The following is a 15,263-nucleotide window of genomic DNA, read 5'->3' on the forward strand; positions in this document are numbered from 1 at the left end:
TGGTTTTTTATGATTCAAAAAAATGGCTGTCGTTTTCAAAAGCAGTTCCAATAACTACTAAATCTGCGCCGGCTTTATGTGCGTTTTGAATTCCGTGCAAATCTACAATTCCTCCGCCAACAATTATAGGAATTTCTATATTTTGCGCAATTAACTGTATCATTTCCAGAGGAACTGCATTTTTAGCGCCACTTCCGGCCTCTAAATACATTAATTTATTTCCTAGCATTTCGCCCGCTTGTGCAGTAGCCAAAACCAAATCGAAATTTTCACGGTTTAGCGGTTTTGTTTTACTAACGCGTGCAACTGCAGTTTCATTGCCGCTTTCAATCAAAATATAGCCTGTAGAAATTACTTCAAGATTTGTTTTTTTCAGAATTGGCGCCGCCTGAACCTGATATTCAATCAAATAATCCGGATTTCTGCCTGATAATAATGACAGAAATAAAATAGCATCGGCCTGAGGTGAAATCTGCGACGGATCGCCTGGGAATATAACAACCGGAAGTTTTGTTTTTTGTTTTAACTGCGCAATCAAATCTTCTAAAATTGTAGCTTGCACAATGCTGCCTCCAACAAAAATATGTGTAGCAGGAGACTGATTTATTTTATCTATTAAATGATCCAAGTTTTCCAAAACAATTTTATCAGGATCTAAAAGAACTGCCAACAATTTGCGACCCTCTTTTTTGGCTTCTAAAATCTGTTGATGGATATTAACTATTTTTTGCTGCATAATGGCCGTAAAAGTAAAAGTTTTTAATATAGAAGAACTATTTTGAATAAATTATATTTGTACAGCTACTTTTGATAACCAATGAAACAAATGTATGATTGCTCCTGAATTATTAGAAAAATATGGCGTTGTAAAGAAGTCTTTCGACAAAAATGAAATTATTTTTGAAGAAGGAATTTTTCCTGCTAATTATTATCAGATTCTTTCTGGCGAAGTCAAAATGAGCAATTATAATGATGAGGGACGTGAATTTATTCAGGGAATATTTTACAAAGAACAATCTTTCGGCGAACCTCCTTTGTTTTTAAACCAAAAGTATCCTGCAAATGCAATTGCTGTTGATAACAGCGAAATTCTTCTTCTTCCAAAATCAAACTTTATGAAACTGTTGGAAGAAAATCCAAAAATAAGTATCAAAATAATCGAGAATCTAGCACAGCGATTGTACTATAAATCCGTTATGGCTGCAGAGATTTCAACGCAGGAACCAGAACATCGGGTTTTAAAATTAATCGATCACGGAATTGCTTATTTCAATTTCAAAAAAGATGCAAACGGCTACCTCATCAATTTTACCCGACAACAAATTGGAGATTTGACCGGATTACGTGTTGAAACGGTAATCAGAACAATAAAAAATTTGGAAAAAAAAGGCGAATTGAAGATTATAAACCGAAAAGTATATCGATAAAAAAGTTCTTGTTTTATGATTAAAATCATAAAACCGAGCAGTATAGTGCCTGTACCTTTGTTGGTATAAAAATCACAATATCATGACACTATATCAATCAACATTCGACATTTTTAACAAAAATTACATGGGTTCTGCTGCAATGGCAGTAATTGGTCAAAGCTGTTTAGGCGGCGCTGCAGCAATGTACGTTTTATCTAACGGAACTTCTATTTTTCAAATGATTCAGCTGGCTATTATCGTTTTAGCTTGTATCTTTGTAAACACTTCAATTTTGGCACAAATGAAACACAAGGTAGTTTTTAACCTTTTGATTCTGAGTTCAGTTTTAAGTGTATTGTTTATTTTATTAAATACTCTCATTCTGTGAAAAAGCAAATAGAAAATAGAGATGATGTTTCGCTTCTAGTGCATCAGTTCTATGCTAAAATAAGAGCCGATGAAGAAATCGGCTTTTATTTTAATAAAATGATTTCTGATTGGGATGCGCATCTCGAAAAACTGACTGATTTTTGGGAAACTAATTTATTTGCGATTCGCAAGTATAAAGGAAATCCGCATGCAGTTCATAATGAGGTTGACGAACATTTTGGAGGAAAAATCACGGCAAATGAATTCGGAATTTGGCTGAATCATTGGTTCCAGACTATCGACGAACATTTTGAAGGTGAAAATGCTAATACATTAAAAAGACGCGCCCGAAAAATGAGCACTTTCCTGTATATGAGTATGTTTCAGCATCGAAAAAAAGAGAGCGAAGTTTAAATTGAAAACTGCTACTGAAACTAAAGTCTATTTTTCAAAAGCATAAACCAAAGTAAACTTACCTTCAAAATTATCTGATTTTATTTCTTCATAATGCACATTAAAATCTTTTACCAAAACATCAAAATGAAGACTTGCCTCGGTTTGACCTTCATTCAAAGAAAAGTTTTTGACTTTGATATGATCTTTAAAACTGATTCCTTTTTCGTTTCTGATTTTAAAGATTGCTTCTTTGGCTCCCCAAATCACGGTAAGTTTTTTTATGTAATCTTCTTTTGATGACGGATCTAAATATTCACTTTCATAATCCGTAAATTTATCCCCGATTCGAATAATTTTTTCACGCTGCAATTCCATGTCAATTCCTACCGTTTCATGGCTTATGATAATAGCTGCAAAATGGTACGAATGCGTTATTGAAATATGATTGTGACAATCAAAATAAGGTTTCCCGAATTCGTCGTAATGCAAATCTTTATCGGTAAAACCCATTTCCTGGATCAGCATTCGAACGCTCAAAAAAGCACGCTGATGCATTTGAGATTTCATTCCATCCAGTCTTTTTTTTGTTTTCTCCTTCAAAACAACTTTGCCTAATAATTCCTCAAAAGATTCGGTTATTTCCCAAATTAAGATTTTAGTGGTTTCGTTGAATTGTATGGTTTGAAATAAAGGCATTTTATAATTATGAATTATGAGTTGTGAATTATGAGTTTTTAAACCATGTAAGTGATGTTCGAAATATAACTGCTGGTTCAAAAAAATGTATTAAGTAAATTTAAGCAATTCGAAACAAAGCACATTACAAAGAATCCTTTTTTAAATGAACTTATATCACTTATATGGTTTAAATCATTTTATAAACTAATATTCTAAAGATTAAGAATTTAAAGATTTCACAAATCTTAGAGAAAGTAGTAAAAATAAAAAGCTATTCCTTAAATTTGCAAAAATTTTACAATTATACAAATATAATATAAATGAGTACATCGACTACGCCTTATGTGGCTTTCAAAGTAAAAGACATTTCTCTAGCGGCTTGGGGAAGAAAAGAAATTGAATTAGCTGAAGCTGAAATGCCAGGTTTAATGGCACTTCGCGCTGAATATAAAGACGAACAACCTCTTGCAGGTGCTCGTATCGCTGGATGTTTGCACATGACAATTCAGACTGCAGTTTTAATCGAAACTTTAATCGCTCTAGGTGCTGAAGTTACTTGGTCTTCTTGTAACATTTTCTCTACTCAGGATCAGGCTGCTGCTGCTATTGCTGCTGCCGGAATTTCAGTTTACGCTTGGAAAGGTCTTGATGAAGAGTCATTTGACTGGTGTATTGAACAAACTTTATTCTTTGGTGAAGACAGAAAACCATTGAACATGATTCTTGACGACGGTGGAGATTTAACTAATATGGTTATTGATCGTTACCCAGAATTAGTTCCTGGAATTAAAGGTCTTTCTGAAGAAACTACAACTGGTGTTCACAGACTTTACGAAAGAGTAAAAGCTGGAACTCTTCCAATGCCTGCAATCAACATTAATGACTCTGTTACTAAATCTAAATTTGATAACAAATACGGATGTAAAGAATCTGCTGTAGATGCTGTACGTCGTGCAACTGACTTAATGTTAGCTGGAAAAAGAGTTGTTGTTTGTGGATACGGTGACGTTGGAAAAGGAACTGCTGCTTCTTTCAGAGGTGCTGGTTCTATTGTAACTGTTACTGAAATTGACCCAATTTGTGCTTTACAAGCTGCAATGGACGGTTATGAAGTTAAAAAATTAAACACTGTAATTGCTAATGCTGATATCATCATTACAACTACAGGAAATAAAGATATCGTTCTTGGAGAGCACTTCGAGCAAATGAAAGACAAAACTGTTGTTTGTAACATCGGACACTTTGATAACGAAATTGATATGGCTTGGTTGAACAAAAACCACGGTGCATCTAAAATCGAAATCAAACCACAAGTTGACAAATATACAATCGCTGGAAAAGATATCATCATTTTGGCTGAAGGTCGTTTAGTAAATCTTGGTTGTGCTACAGGTCACCCAAGTTTTGTAATGAGTAACTCATTCACAAACCAAACTTTGGCTCAAATCGAATTATGGAAAAACAGCGCTGCTTACAACAACGACGTTTACATGTTGCCAAAACATTTAGATGAAAAAGTTGCTGCTTTGCACTTAGCTAAATTAGGCGTTGAACTTGAAGTTTTAAGAGAAGATCAAGCTGCTTACATTGGTGTTGAAGTTCAAGGTCCATTCAAACCAGAGTACTACAGATACTAATCTATTTTAGATTTAAGATCTTTAGATCTAATTACATATTCAAACCCGACAGGTTTTAAAACCTGTCAGGTTTTGTTTTTAATTTAAATTAATTGACCCATTTTTTCTGTTTTTATTAAATATAAATATATTTTTGGGACACCAAAAACCAATTAATGAAAACACGTTTTATTCTATTACTATTATTAATCTTTGCATTTCCTTTTTTTGCAATTGCCCAAAATTCTGATATGTCTAAACCTGAATTGCAACACACCATGTATCCATGGATGGAGCCAAAACTTCCTAAAAAAATAGATAGCAACAAAAACCTTTATAAAGGTAAAGTACAAAGAGCAAAAAACAGACTTGCAAGAGAAGAACAAAAACTTATAAAACTTGGGCAAAAAGAATGGGAAATAGAATTGGATTTAAGAGCGCAGCTTGAAAATCTGAGACAACTTGAAAATTCTACAGAAAAAAGTGACGATCCCGATCATCAAAAAAAAATTGAAAAAACCAAAATACAAATAGCTAAATCTCAGGAAAAGTTAAATAAGGCTAAAACTGAAGTTGCATTAAGCACCAAAATACTTAATGACTGTGAAATAGCCTTAAAGGATGCCAGACTTGTAAAATACGGTTCTTAAAAAATATTTCAAACCCGACAGCTTTTAAAAATCTGTCGGGTTTTGTTTTTTGATGACCAATTTGTTCGAAATAGAAAAAAGATTTTATCAAAAAATATACTTTGTAAAGAATAACTGCTTAATTTTAAGAATTCAAATAAGTTACTATTTCTCAACTACATAAATACTGTACTATTGAAAAAAACATCTTATTTATTCGTCGTCTTATTTATAGTGTGTCTCCCGCATATTATTTTTTCTCAGGAAAAAAAACCTAAAGTCGTTTTGGTCTTAAGCGGTGGCGGCGCAAAAGGAATTGCTCATATTCCGCTTTTGCAAAAACTGGATTCTCTGCATATTGTTCCTGATCTTATTGTTGGAAACAGTATGGGAAGTGTTATTGGAGGTCTTTATGCTATGGGATATTCTGGTGATAGCATTGAAAATTTAACTAAAAGTATTAGTTGGGACAAACTACTCGGCGGAGGCCAGTCGTTACGATCTGTAAGCGCTGAAGAAAAAAGAGAATTTCAAAGATATGTAGTAGGAATAGGTGTTAAAGACGGAAAACTTAACAGTGTTGGTTCTCTGCTAAATGATCAGAATCTAAGAGAATATCTTTCTGAATTGACCTTTCCTGTATATAATGTTAGGGATTTTGACAGCCTTCCGATACCTTTTAGAGCTATGGCTACAGACTTAGCAGAGGGCAAAGAAGTCATTTTAAGCAAAGGTAGTTTAGCTTATGCCATGCGGGCCAGTATGTCCTTGCCTGCGATTTTCAAACCGATGCCTTACGAGAAAACAGTGTTGGTAGACGGAGGTGTATTAAATAATTTCCCGACTGACGTTGCTAAACAAATGGGTGCCGATATCATTATTGGAAGTGACGTAGGAGGCGGAATGGAACCAACGGATAAACTCAATAATCTGATGACTATTTTAATGCAAACGAGTATGTTTCCGAGTAATATTAAGAATCCGGCAAATCGTGATCTTTGCACAATATTAGTTGATCATTTGCCCAACTTGCGTTTCTCAACCGCCGATTTTGCAGATAGTGACGAAATCTACAAAGATGGCAAAATAGCAACAAATCAAAATCTTCCCGCATTAATTGCTTTATCAGAAAAACTTAAAGCATTTCCGCAACGAACTCATGCATTGCCTGATATGCCTAAAGAATTTGTTCTAGATACAATAGTTTATAAAAAAATAAGTCCAGAAAATCTTCCTTTAGTAGTAGGAAGAGCAAACCTTAAAACGCATGTAAAATACACTACCAAAGATTTAATAGCAGGCATTAACAGAGCCATGGGAACCAATCTTTTTGACGAAATTACATACAGCTATTTCGTCAAAGACGGGAACAAACTCGGAATTAACTTGTTTGGATTTGAACGCGCTAAAAATCAGCTCAACACCTCAATCCATTATGATACTTACAGAGGTGTCGGAATTATTTTTAATTACACCGGAAGAAATATTCTTGCAGACGCTTCCCGCCTACTGGTAACGGTCGATATTGCAGAACAGCCAAAAGCCAGAATTAATTATCAAAAGAATTTTGGAGGACATCGAGAATGGTGGTGGGCAACTGAAGCTTATGGCGCCTTATTGCGACAAGAAATTTACATAAATGGCAAAGCCTCAGACAATATACTTTATAATACTTTTGAATTCAACAATGAAATAAACAGAAACTTAAATTCCCTGAAAAGCTATTTTGGCTTTGGTCTAAACTATCACTACACCAATTTAAAACCAAAATATGATCGTGAATACAATCCAAACTCCATTTCACTAAACAATTACAGTTTTAATAATATCGAATTCAACATGCATTATTCCTATAATGACATGGATAAAGTTTTTTTCGCTACGAACGGAACCATTATAAAATCAAATGTTTCCCGATCATTTCTCACTGACATTGAAGCTTCTTTCTCTGATCCCGATTTAACAAGTGTTTCGGGTTCAACAAATGGTTACACAAAATTTGGTTTTGGTATCGAAAAGAGACTCCTCTTAAAAAAGAAAATTACCGGAATTATTGGATTTGATTCTTATTTTATTTTTCAGGATAAACTTCAAAATGATCAAATTCCGTTTTCAGGATTCGGTTATGCTTCAAAATATTTCTTAGGTGGAATTATTCCGAGTTCTGGCAGTAATCGTTTTTCCTTTGCAGGTCTGCACGAAGATGAACTCAACGTCACCCAATATATAGGACTAAAACTTGCATCTCAAGTAAATATTACTGGAAAAGTTTATCTGACGCCTCATTTTAATATTGCAAGCGTCGGTTTTGACACTTTTGATGAATATATAAAGCATGCATTTAGTCCAAAAGGAAATTGGGATGAAAATTTAGAACCTAGTCTCGTAATATCCGGCGGAGCCGCAATTTCTTATCAATCTATTTTAGGTCCAATTCATTTTGACACTTCCTGGATAAATAATATTGATAAAGTTAGATTGTTTTTCAGCGTTGGATTATCTCTCAATCCGTAGTAGGTTTTAAAAGTTTTTTTTTTAAAATCTAAAATTATCAGGGCGTGCCATTATTTAAAAAAAGGCCTAAATATGCTTTACGCACATGAGGCCTTTTCTTAAATAATGTCGGGCTATCCGCTCCGCCGCGGCGGATTCCTCCTATCCCTCACGCACACGTAGACTAAGAACTTTAAATATTCTGATATTATTTCATGGCTCCAGAAATTTTAAGCTTAAATTTGAAACTCAAGAACATCAAAAAAAATTATGATCGAAAAAGTTTTATGTGAAATACATGGTTCAAAAGAAATGACTTTTGCCTGCATTCACATTGCGATGGCAATAGATTCAAAAGAAAAAGTAGGTTTTTACTATTCAGAAGTCAAAGAAGATCTTCCGCAAATTGCTTGGTGCGGACAATGTGAACAATGGCTTCTCGATAACGGTGAAGAATGGACTAGCATTTTTCAAGCCAAAGCCGATTTTAAAATGTTGTGCCTTGATTGTTTTGATGAAGTAAAAAACAATGAAACAGAAATTCATATTCGATAAATAAATTCTTTTCGGTTTCAAACAAAGCTTAACTTTGTAAAAAACGTTAACCATGAAGAACTTTATATTTTTATTCATTGCCATTATTTTCGAAATCATAGCAACTTCGGCATTAAAAAAATCTTCAGAATTCACTAAATTAATTCCGAGTATCATTACTGTAATTGGTTATTGTGGCGCATTTTATTGTTTGAGTTTTGCCATTAGAACTATTCCTGTTGGTTTTGCTTATGCGATTTGGTCTGGTGTTGGAATTGTTTTAATTACCGCAATCGGTGCTATTTTCTTCAAAGAAATTCCAGATTTACCAGCCATAATTGGATTGAGTTTAATTGTAATTGGTGTTATTATAATTAATGTTTTTTCTAAAACTGTGGCGCATTAAAATTTTTGTTTCAGGTTTCAGGTTTCAGGTTTCAGGTTTCAGGTTGCAACATAACTTGAAACCTGAAACAAAACAAACAAAAATCTATTTCCGCAAGTTTCGGATTTTATACCCGCAAAAACCAATCGATCTTTGCCTTATAAAATGGAATAAAAATGAACACACAAGAAACCATTAATTATAATCGTATCGCCGAAGCTATCGATTATATCAAAGCAAATTTTAAAGATCAACCCAATCTTGATGAGGTTGCGGAGAAAGTGCATTTGAGTCCGTTTCACTTTCAGAGGCTCTTCAGCGATTGGGCAGGCACAAGTCCGAAGAAATTTTTGCAGTACACAAGTTTGGAACACGCCAAAAAATTACTCAAAGAAAATCAGACAACAATTTCTGAAACCGCTTTTGAAACCGGACTTTCAGGAACCAGCCGACTTCACGATTTATTTGTAAATATCGAAGGAATGACTCCGGCTGAATATAAAAACGGAGGAAAAAATCTGGAAATAAACTACAGTTTTGCCGAAAGTCCGTTTGGGAATATAATTGTCGCATCAACTCAAAAAGGTGTTTGTTTTATGGCTTTCGCCGAAGAAGAAACAATCGGATTTGAAGATTTGAAACATAAATTTCCTAATGCCTCTTTCTCTCGAAAATTAGATTTAGCACAACAAAATGCACTCTTTATTTTCCAAAATGACTGGAGCAAATTATCCGAAATTAAACTTCATTTAAAAGGAACTGATTTTCAACTTAAAGTTTGGGAAACCTTGCTTAAAATTCCGATGGGACAACTTTCTACTTATGGAAATATTGCACATCAAATTCAAAAACCTAATGCTTCACGCGCAGTCGGCACAGCGATTGGAAGTAATCCTGTTGCATTTCTAATTCCGTGTCATCGCGTCATTCAATCTTCAGGAATTTTTGGAGGTTATATGTGGGAAAATACCCAAAAAACCGCCATTATTGGTTGGGAAGGTGCGCAGATAAATCTATAATTTTTTTTCGCCACGAATTCACGAATTATTTTTTAAAATCTATGCGATTATTTATTCGAATTAATTCGAATAATATTAGATGAAGTATTTAAAAAGAATAATTCGTGAATTCGTGGCGAAAAAAAAATCTCAATCTAAAATTATTATGCAAAATATACAACACAAAATTGCTTCTCAAAACTGGGAAAGCATCACCGAATCTATGCACGAAAATGGCTTCGCAATACTTCCAAACGTACTTAATAACGAACAATGTGAAGACCTAAAATTTGATTATGACAATCCAAATTTATATCGAAAAACAGTTGTTATGGAACGCTATCGTTTTGGTTTGGGCGAATATAAATATTTCAATTATCCCTTGCCTGATTTAATTCAAAACTTACGTTCTTCAATTTATCCGAAGTTGGCTCCAATCGCAAATGCATGGATGAAAGCTTTAAATATCAATAGCATTTTTCCTAATCAACATGAAGAATTATTGAAGCAATGCCACGACAATAATCAGTTAAAAGCAACAGTTTTGATTCTTAAATACGGTAAAAGCGGATTCAATACTTTGCATCAGGATTTATATGGCGATGTATATTTCCCTATTCAAATTGTGCTTTTTCTTTCTGATCCTGACGAAGATTATTCAGGCGGAGAATTTGTATTGACACAGCAAACACCAAGAGCACAATCAAAAGCAATTGTATTGAAACCAAAAAAAGGAGATATTTTAGTTTTCACAACCAATTTCAGACCTGTAAAAGGGACAAAAGGTTATTATCGTGTAAACATGAAACACGGTGTTAGTGAAATTCATTCGGGCGAAAGATACACGCTGGGAATTATCTTTCATGATGCTCTTTCCTGAATAATTTTTTCGCCACGACCCGAGCGATAGCGAACAGGCGAAGCAATTCACGAATTAAAATAATTCTAAGCGCATAGATTTTAAAAATAATTCGTGAATTCGTGGCGAAAAAATTAACACAAAACGAATATGATTAAACATAATAAAATTTCAGATTCAGCTCTTCGTATTAAAATTAAAAATACGGAAATTTGTTTCGGTGGAAACCAAAAATTAAAAATCTACGGAACACTAAAATGTTCTTCAGGAAAAAGAATGAAACGTGAAAATCGGGTTTTCTTTTTATCTGAAAATGAAGCTAAAGAAAATGGTTTCAGGCCTTGCGGGCATTGCATGAAACCTGAATATTTAAAATGGAAAAATGGACTTATTTAATCCTGAAACTGACGAAAACACCAATTTACTTCCGAAAGATGGAACTGTAAATTATTATGGAAAATTGTTTTCCAGAACAGAAGCAGATTTTTATCGCGATACTTTATTAAATTCCATCGAGTGGAAAAATGACGAAGCCATCATCTTTGGAAAATTAATTTTAACCAAACGAAAAGTGGCTTGGTACGGCGATCAGGAATTTGAATATACCTACTCAAATACGACAAAAAAAGCACTTCCGTGGACGCCGGAATTATTAAAATTAAAAGTTTTTATTGAAGAGAAAACTGGAGAAACTTTCAATTCTTGTTTGCTAAATTTATATCATTCCGGCGAAGAAGGAATGGCTTGGCACAGCGACGCAGAAAAAGATTTAAAAAAGAATGGCGCGATTGGTTCAGTAAGTTTTGGAGCGGAAAGAAAGTTTGCTTTTAAACATAAAGAATCGAAAGAAGTTGTTTCTCTAATTTTAGAACACGGCAGTTTATTGGTTATGAAAGATGAAACGCAGACACATTGGTTGCATCGTCTGCCTCCAACAAAAACAACACAAAAACCAAGAGTAAACTTGACTTTTAGAACAATTGTACGATAAATTATTTCTTCTTTTTGGGAGCTACATTTTGATACGAAAGCAACAAAGCATCTTCAAACATTTCTGGTCTTACTTTTGAAAGTTCAACAATTGTCCAGCCTTGTTTTCCCCATTTGTTCGGAATTGGATAAAAAATCATTTCGCTTGAAGCACAAAAAACTGATTGATCGATTTCATTTAACTTCAAGACTGCACGATTATTTTTTTCATCAAAAGTGGCGAATATTTTTTTGTTGATGCGAAAAGATGTTTTCTCGAAGTGTGGTTCCTCAGTTGTATTTTCGAATGACAAAGCCATTTTTTTAAAATTTTCAAAAGAAACCATAATCGCAAGTTTTAAAATTAAACCTTATTTTACCAACCTTGATTCAACCCATTTTTTAAGATTTCATCATACTTTTCTTTATCGAAAGAATATAAGTTTGGGGCTTTGTGCGCGACATTACTTTTCTTTTCGTCGAGCTTTTTCAGGATTCCAATGTTGGTTATTTTTCTGAGAAAATTTCGGCGATCCAGCTTTTTATCCAAAATCGTCTCATACAATTTTTGAAGTTCTGGAATCGTGAATTTTTCAGGAAGCAAATTATAACCAATTGGCATTAAATTTAATTCTGTTCTCAAAGTGTCCAATGCTTTATCCAGAATTTCTTTATGATCTAAAATTAGTTCGGGAACTTCTTTATGATCTATCCACTCCACAATTTCACGATCGCTCGAAGGTTTTGGAATCGTTTTTAAAAAATCGACCAAAGCATAATAACCAATTGTAACAAAACGACGCAAAAGCCATTTTCCTTTTGCTTCTTCAATTTCTAAATACTCTAATACTTTTTTATCAAAGTGCTGATCGTTTCGTTTTACCTTTCCAAAAGTGGCAAACTGTCTTAAAAAAATCCCATCGACACCGGTTCTATCATTTAAAACAGTTACTGCTGCAGTATCAATATCCTGATCTACAGGAATAAATCCTCCAGGCAATGACCACTTTGGATTTCTGTCCACTTTGATCAGCAAGACCTTTAACTGATTGTCGTGAAAGCCAAAAATGACACAGTCAATCGACAGCCCAGGCTGATAATTTTCATTATTTTCTATGATGTCTTTTAACATTTTTGACATTTAATTGCCTCTTTTCATTATTAAATAACGGTGCAATTTAGTGCATTTTTATAAAAACAAAACAATTTGGCAGTTGTTAAATAAGTGTGGCTATTACAATTTTAACTTAAAATTAAATTCAAATATAAAAAAAATAAGTACATTGCGTCATAATAACACATTTAAATAAATTTGTTATTATTTTAAGATAAAAGAAAGTAAATTATTACAATTGTTTTGTGATTCAGTAAATCAGCGTGAGAGATATGAGCACTAATCCATTAAAAGATATAAACAAAAAAATACGAACTAAAATCTGGACTTCTTTCGGATTTGTTTCGAAAACTTATTTATTGGAAGAATCAATAAAATACAGCCAGCAACAGGAAAAAATTTTCAACGAAATGATTGTTGAAACTGAGGCAAAAGATAAAAAGGCAAAACGCGAAGCTTTTGATAAAGCATTGTACGCATCATATAAAGGAATTGGCGCTATGGATTTTATAAATACTGTTTTGAAATAATTCAAAAACCTTTATAAAATCCATAACGCCAATTTAAAATTGACTTCTACTATTGTACTAATTCAAAGTCTGCTCTAAGTTTTATATCTGCTGACGAAGCTCCAATCATTACTTCGAAATCTCCTGGTTCAGCACCCCATTCTAATTTATTATTGTAGAATGATAATTTTTCTTTATCAATTGTAAATTCAATTGTTTTAGATTCTCCTGCATTTAATTTCACTTTTTGGAAATCTCTTAATTCTAAAACTGGACGAACTACAGATCCAAATTTATCTTTCAAATACAACTGAACAACTTCTTCTCCCGCAACTTTTCCAACATTTGATAATTGGAAAGAAACTTTAATTGTTTCATTGCTTTTGATTTTTGCTGAAGATAATTTCAAACCTGAATAATCGAATTTTGTATAACTCAAACCGTATCCGAATGGGAATTTAGGAGAGTTTTTCAAATCGATATAAGCTGAAACATAATTTTTTGAATCTTCATTTTTAGCAGGTCTTCCAGTACTAAAATGATTGTAGTAAATTGGAATTTGACCAACTTCTCTTGGGAAAGTCATCGGCAATTTTCCTGACGGATTATAATCTCCAAATAAAACATTTGCGATTGCATTTCCAGCCTCAGTTCCTAACCACCAAGTATATACAATCGCCGGAACGTTATCTGCTGTCCAGTTAAAAATAAGAGGACGTCCTGCATTTACTAAAACTACAACTGGTTTTCCTGTAGCCTGAATTGCTTTTACTAAATCTTCCTGAACACCTGGCAAGTGTAAATCGCTTCGGCTTTTTGCTTCACCGCTCATATCACGTCTTTCACCAATACTCAAAATAACAACATCAGCTTGTTTTGCAGTTGCAACTGCTTCGGCAAAACCATCTTTATTATCGCCATCTACTTCACAACCTTTAGCATAAAGCAATTTGGTATTTTTGCCTACTTTATTTTGTAAACCATCCCATTGCGAAACAACCCATTTGTCATAATCAACATCTGGTAATTCAACAGACCAAAATCCCATATTGGCTTTGTATTCTTTTACCATTGGACCAATAAATGCAATAGTTTTTAAGTTTTTAGAAAGCGGTAAAGTTTGGTTTTCATTCTTTAATAAAACAATACTTTTTTGCGCTACTTCAAGTGCTGCTTTTCTGTTTTCTGGATTCGCCAAAACTTTCTCTGCCCTTTTATCATCAGAATATTTGTAAGGATCATCAAATAAACCTAATTCAAATTTCTTACGTAAAATACGTTTTACTGCATCATCAATTAAATCAACAGAAACTCTTCCTTCTTTTACTAATTCTGCTAAATTTTTACGATACGCATTACTTTCCATATCCATATCACTTCCTGCAGTAATAGCAGAATAAGCAGCTTCTTTAAGATCTTTTGAATAACCGTGTGCTACCATTTCACCAATTGATCCCCAGTCTGAAACTACGAAACCTTGAAAATTCCATTTTCCTTTTAAAATATCGCGTTGCAAATGTGCATTTCCTGTTGCTGGAATTCCATTTAAATCATTAAATGAATTCATAAACGTTGCCGCACCAGCATCTAAAGCCGATTTGAACGGAGGCAAATACGTTTCAAGCAACATTCTTTCGCTCATATCAACTGAGTTATAATCTCTTCCGCCAACACCTGCGCCATAAGCCGCAAAGTGTTTTACGCAAGCCATAACTGAATTTAAATCGCCTAATTTATTTCCTTGAAAACCTTTTACGCGTGCATAAGCGATTTTAGAACCTAAGTACGTATCTTCTCCGGCACCTTCCATAACTCTTCCCCATCTTGGATCGCGGCCAATATCAACCATTGGCGCAAATGTCCAATGAATTCCACTTGCTGCAGCTTCTGTCGCCGCAACTCTAGCTGCTAATTCAATTGCTGCTAAATCCCAGCTCGCTGCTTCAGCTAACGGAATTGGGAATGTTGTTTTGTAACCGTGAATAACATCCTGACCAAATAACAATGGAATTTTTAAGCGCGACTGCATCGCTAATTCCTGATATTGTCTTGTATATTTTGTTCCGATGATATTCAGCATCGAACCAATCAAACCTTGTTTAATCTCAGATTGTTTATTTGGGTTAATAGTAATTGGTCCCGTTGCCTGATTATCGCCTGTGTATTGATTCAGCTGGCCAATTTTTTCTTCAATAGTCATTTTCTTCAACAGATCATTCACTTTTTGATCTATTGTCTGCTGTTGCGCTGTCGCAAAAAACGTAGCCATCAGCAAGGCAAATGTGGTTAATTTCTTCATGAATTT

18 protein-coding genes are annotated in these 15,263 nt (G+C 33.9%); 13 read left to right on the plus strand and 5 right to left on the minus strand.

What is annotated here, in order from left to right:
- Positions 1-7: 7 nt before the first annotated feature.
- Complete coding sequence (locus tag GQ47_RS04150) at positions 8-736, minus strand: phosphoglycerol geranylgeranyltransferase (protein ID WP_035645403.1); 729 nt, start codon at positions 734-736, stop codon at positions 8-10.
- A gap of 94 nt (positions 737-830) precedes the next feature.
- Here GQ47_RS04150 and GQ47_RS04155 point away from each other — a divergent pair, with 94 nt between their 5' ends.
- From GQ47_RS04155 to GQ47_RS04165, 3 genes are all read left to right on the plus strand, one after another.
- Positions 831-1,427 (plus strand): Crp/Fnr family transcriptional regulator, encoded by a 597-nt coding sequence (locus GQ47_RS04155; protein ID WP_035645406.1) that lies wholly within the window; start codon positions 831-833, stop codon positions 1,425-1,427.
- An 82-nt stretch (positions 1,428-1,509) separates the two neighbouring features.
- Complete coding sequence (locus GQ47_RS04160; RefSeq protein WP_035645408.1) at positions 1,510-1,797, plus strand: hypothetical protein; 288 nt, start codon at positions 1,510-1,512, stop codon at positions 1,795-1,797.
- Positions 1,794-2,192 carry a group III truncated hemoglobin gene (locus GQ47_RS04165; RefSeq protein ID WP_035645410.1) on the plus strand — a complete coding sequence of 133 codons (399 nt, stop codon included), beginning with the start codon at positions 1,794-1,796 and terminating at the stop codon, positions 2,190-2,192. The genes GQ47_RS04160 and GQ47_RS04165 overlap by 4 nt, the downstream gene beginning before the upstream one ends.
- A gap of 27 nt (positions 2,193-2,219) precedes the next feature.
- Here GQ47_RS04165 and GQ47_RS04170 read toward each other — a convergent pair whose 3' ends face one another.
- Positions 2,220-2,870: a 4'-phosphopantetheinyl transferase family protein gene (locus GQ47_RS04170; protein ID WP_035645413.1), complete on the minus strand. Its 651-nt coding sequence runs from the start codon at positions 2,868-2,870 to the stop codon at positions 2,220-2,222.
- Positions 2,871-3,172: 302 nt separating this feature from the next.
- On the opposite strand from GQ47_RS04170, the gene ahcY reads away from it, so the two are divergent.
- The 9 genes from ahcY (at position 3,173) to GQ47_RS04215 (ending at position 11,357) form a co-directional block, all read left to right on the plus strand.
- Entirely contained in the window at positions 3,173-4,489 is a 1,317-nt protein-coding gene (ahcY, locus tag GQ47_RS04175) for an adenosylhomocysteinase (RefSeq protein WP_035645417.1), read from the plus strand.
- A 155-nt stretch (positions 4,490-4,644) separates the two neighbouring features.
- Positions 4,645-5,118, plus strand: coding sequence for a hypothetical protein (locus tag GQ47_RS04180; protein WP_035645419.1), 474 nt, complete (start codon positions 4,645-4,647; stop codon positions 5,116-5,118).
- A gap of 174 nt (positions 5,119-5,292) precedes the next feature.
- Complete coding sequence (locus GQ47_RS04185) at positions 5,293-7,611, plus strand: patatin-like phospholipase family protein (RefSeq protein ID WP_035645421.1); 2,319 nt, start codon at positions 5,293-5,295, stop codon at positions 7,609-7,611.
- A gap of 249 nt (positions 7,612-7,860) precedes the next feature.
- On the plus strand, positions 7,861-8,145 hold the full coding sequence (locus tag GQ47_RS04190; RefSeq protein ID WP_035645424.1) for a hypothetical protein: 285 nt from the start codon (positions 7,861-7,863) through the stop codon (positions 8,143-8,145).
- 52 nt (positions 8,146-8,197) lie between these two features.
- A complete protein-coding gene (locus GQ47_RS04195; RefSeq protein WP_035645427.1) occupies positions 8,198-8,530 on the plus strand; it encodes a DMT family transporter in 333 nt (110 codons plus the stop codon).
- A gap of 155 nt (positions 8,531-8,685) precedes the next feature.
- The gene (locus tag GQ47_RS04200) at positions 8,686-9,528 is read left to right on the plus strand and encodes a bifunctional helix-turn-helix domain-containing protein/methylated-DNA--[protein]-cysteine S-methyltransferase (protein ID WP_035645430.1); all 843 of its coding nucleotides are present in this window, start codon (positions 8,686-8,688) and stop codon (positions 9,526-9,528) included.
- A 145-nt stretch (positions 9,529-9,673) separates the two neighbouring features.
- On the plus strand, positions 9,674-10,387 hold the full coding sequence (locus tag GQ47_RS04205; RefSeq protein ID WP_035646780.1) for a 2OG-Fe(II) oxygenase: 714 nt from the start codon (positions 9,674-9,676) through the stop codon (positions 10,385-10,387).
- A 129-nt stretch (positions 10,388-10,516) separates the two neighbouring features.
- Positions 10,517-10,762, plus strand: coding sequence for an Ada metal-binding domain-containing protein (locus tag GQ47_RS04210; RefSeq protein WP_035645433.1), 246 nt, complete (start codon positions 10,517-10,519; stop codon positions 10,760-10,762).
- Positions 10,749-11,357, plus strand: coding sequence for an alpha-ketoglutarate-dependent dioxygenase AlkB family protein (locus tag GQ47_RS04215; RefSeq protein ID WP_035645439.1), 609 nt, complete (start codon positions 10,749-10,751; stop codon positions 11,355-11,357). Before GQ47_RS04210 ends, GQ47_RS04215 begins: the two co-directional genes overlap by 14 nt.
- Position 11,358: 1 nt before the next feature.
- Here the strand turns inward: GQ47_RS04215 and GQ47_RS04220 are convergent, their stop codons facing one another.
- Positions 11,359-11,682 carry an MmcQ/YjbR family DNA-binding protein gene (locus GQ47_RS04220; protein WP_035645443.1) on the minus strand — a complete coding sequence of 108 codons (324 nt, stop codon included), beginning with the start codon at positions 11,680-11,682 and terminating at the stop codon, positions 11,359-11,361.
- Between the two features lie 29 nt (positions 11,683-11,711).
- Complete coding sequence (locus GQ47_RS04225) at positions 11,712-12,467, minus strand: NUDIX hydrolase (protein ID WP_035646782.1); 756 nt, start codon at positions 12,465-12,467, stop codon at positions 11,712-11,714.
- A gap of 254 nt (positions 12,468-12,721) precedes the next feature.
- On the opposite strand from GQ47_RS04225, the gene GQ47_RS04230 reads away from it, so the two are divergent.
- Entirely contained in the window at positions 12,722-12,979 is a 258-nt protein-coding gene (locus tag GQ47_RS04230; protein WP_035645445.1) for a hypothetical protein, read from the plus strand.
- Between the two features lie 49 nt (positions 12,980-13,028).
- On the opposite strand, the gene GQ47_RS04235 is transcribed toward GQ47_RS04230, so the two are convergent.
- A complete protein-coding gene (locus GQ47_RS04235; RefSeq protein ID WP_035646784.1) occupies positions 13,029-15,257 on the minus strand; it encodes a glycoside hydrolase family 3 N-terminal domain-containing protein in 2,229 nt (742 codons plus the stop codon).
- Positions 15,258-15,263 lie beyond the last annotated feature (6 nt).

This window comes from Flavobacterium sp. ASV13, assembly GCF_000745775.1.
Lineage (GTDB): Bacteria > Bacteroidota > Bacteroidia > Flavobacteriales > Flavobacteriaceae > Flavobacterium.

Bases quoted from the DNA above. Each gene is read 5' to 3' on its own strand.
- GQ47_RS04200 (WP_035645430.1), top strand. From the start codon at position 8,686: ATGAACACACAAGAAACCATTAATTATAATCGTATCGCCGAAGCTATC.
- GQ47_RS04225 (WP_035646782.1), bottom strand. From the start codon at position 12,467: ATGTTAAAAGACATCATAGAAAATAATGAAAATTATCAGCCTGGGCTG.
- GQ47_RS04160 (WP_035645408.1), top strand. From the start codon at position 1,510: ATGACACTATATCAATCAACATTCGACATTTTTAACAAAAATTACATG.
- GQ47_RS04190 (WP_035645424.1), top strand. From the start codon at position 7,861: ATGATCGAAAAAGTTTTATGTGAAATACATGGTTCAAAAGAAATGACT.
- GQ47_RS04205 (WP_035646780.1), top strand. From the start codon at position 9,674: ATGCAAAATATACAACACAAAATTGCTTCTCAAAACTGGGAAAGCATC.
- GQ47_RS04210 (WP_035645433.1), top strand. From the start codon at position 10,517: ATGATTAAACATAATAAAATTTCAGATTCAGCTCTTCGTATTAAAATT.
- GQ47_RS04195 (WP_035645427.1), top strand. From the start codon at position 8,198: ATGAAGAACTTTATATTTTTATTCATTGCCATTATTTTCGAAATCATA.
- GQ47_RS04235 (WP_035646784.1), bottom strand. From the start codon at position 15,257: ATGAAGAAATTAACCACATTTGCCTTGCTGATGGCTACGTTTTTTGCG.
- GQ47_RS04155 (WP_035645406.1), top strand. From the start codon at position 831: ATGATTGCTCCTGAATTATTAGAAAAATATGGCGTTGTAAAGAAGTCT.
- GQ47_RS04170 (WP_035645413.1), bottom strand. From the start codon at position 2,870: ATGCCTTTATTTCAAACCATACAATTCAACGAAACCACTAAAATCTTA.
- GQ47_RS04180 (WP_035645419.1), top strand. From the start codon at position 4,645: ATGAAAACACGTTTTATTCTATTACTATTATTAATCTTTGCATTTCCT.
- GQ47_RS04150 (WP_035645403.1), bottom strand. From the start codon at position 736: ATGCAGCAAAAAATAGTTAATATCCATCAACAGATTTTAGAAGCCAAA.
- GQ47_RS04230 (WP_035645445.1), top strand. From the start codon at position 12,722: ATGAGCACTAATCCATTAAAAGATATAAACAAAAAAATACGAACTAAA.
- ahcY (WP_035645417.1), top strand. From the start codon at position 3,173: ATGAGTACATCGACTACGCCTTATGTGGCTTTCAAAGTAAAAGACATT.
- GQ47_RS04220 (WP_035645443.1), bottom strand. From the start codon at position 11,682: ATGGTTTCTTTTGAAAATTTTAAAAAAATGGCTTTGTCATTCGAAAAT.
- GQ47_RS04215 (WP_035645439.1), top strand. From the start codon at position 10,749: ATGGACTTATTTAATCCTGAAACTGACGAAAACACCAATTTACTTCCG.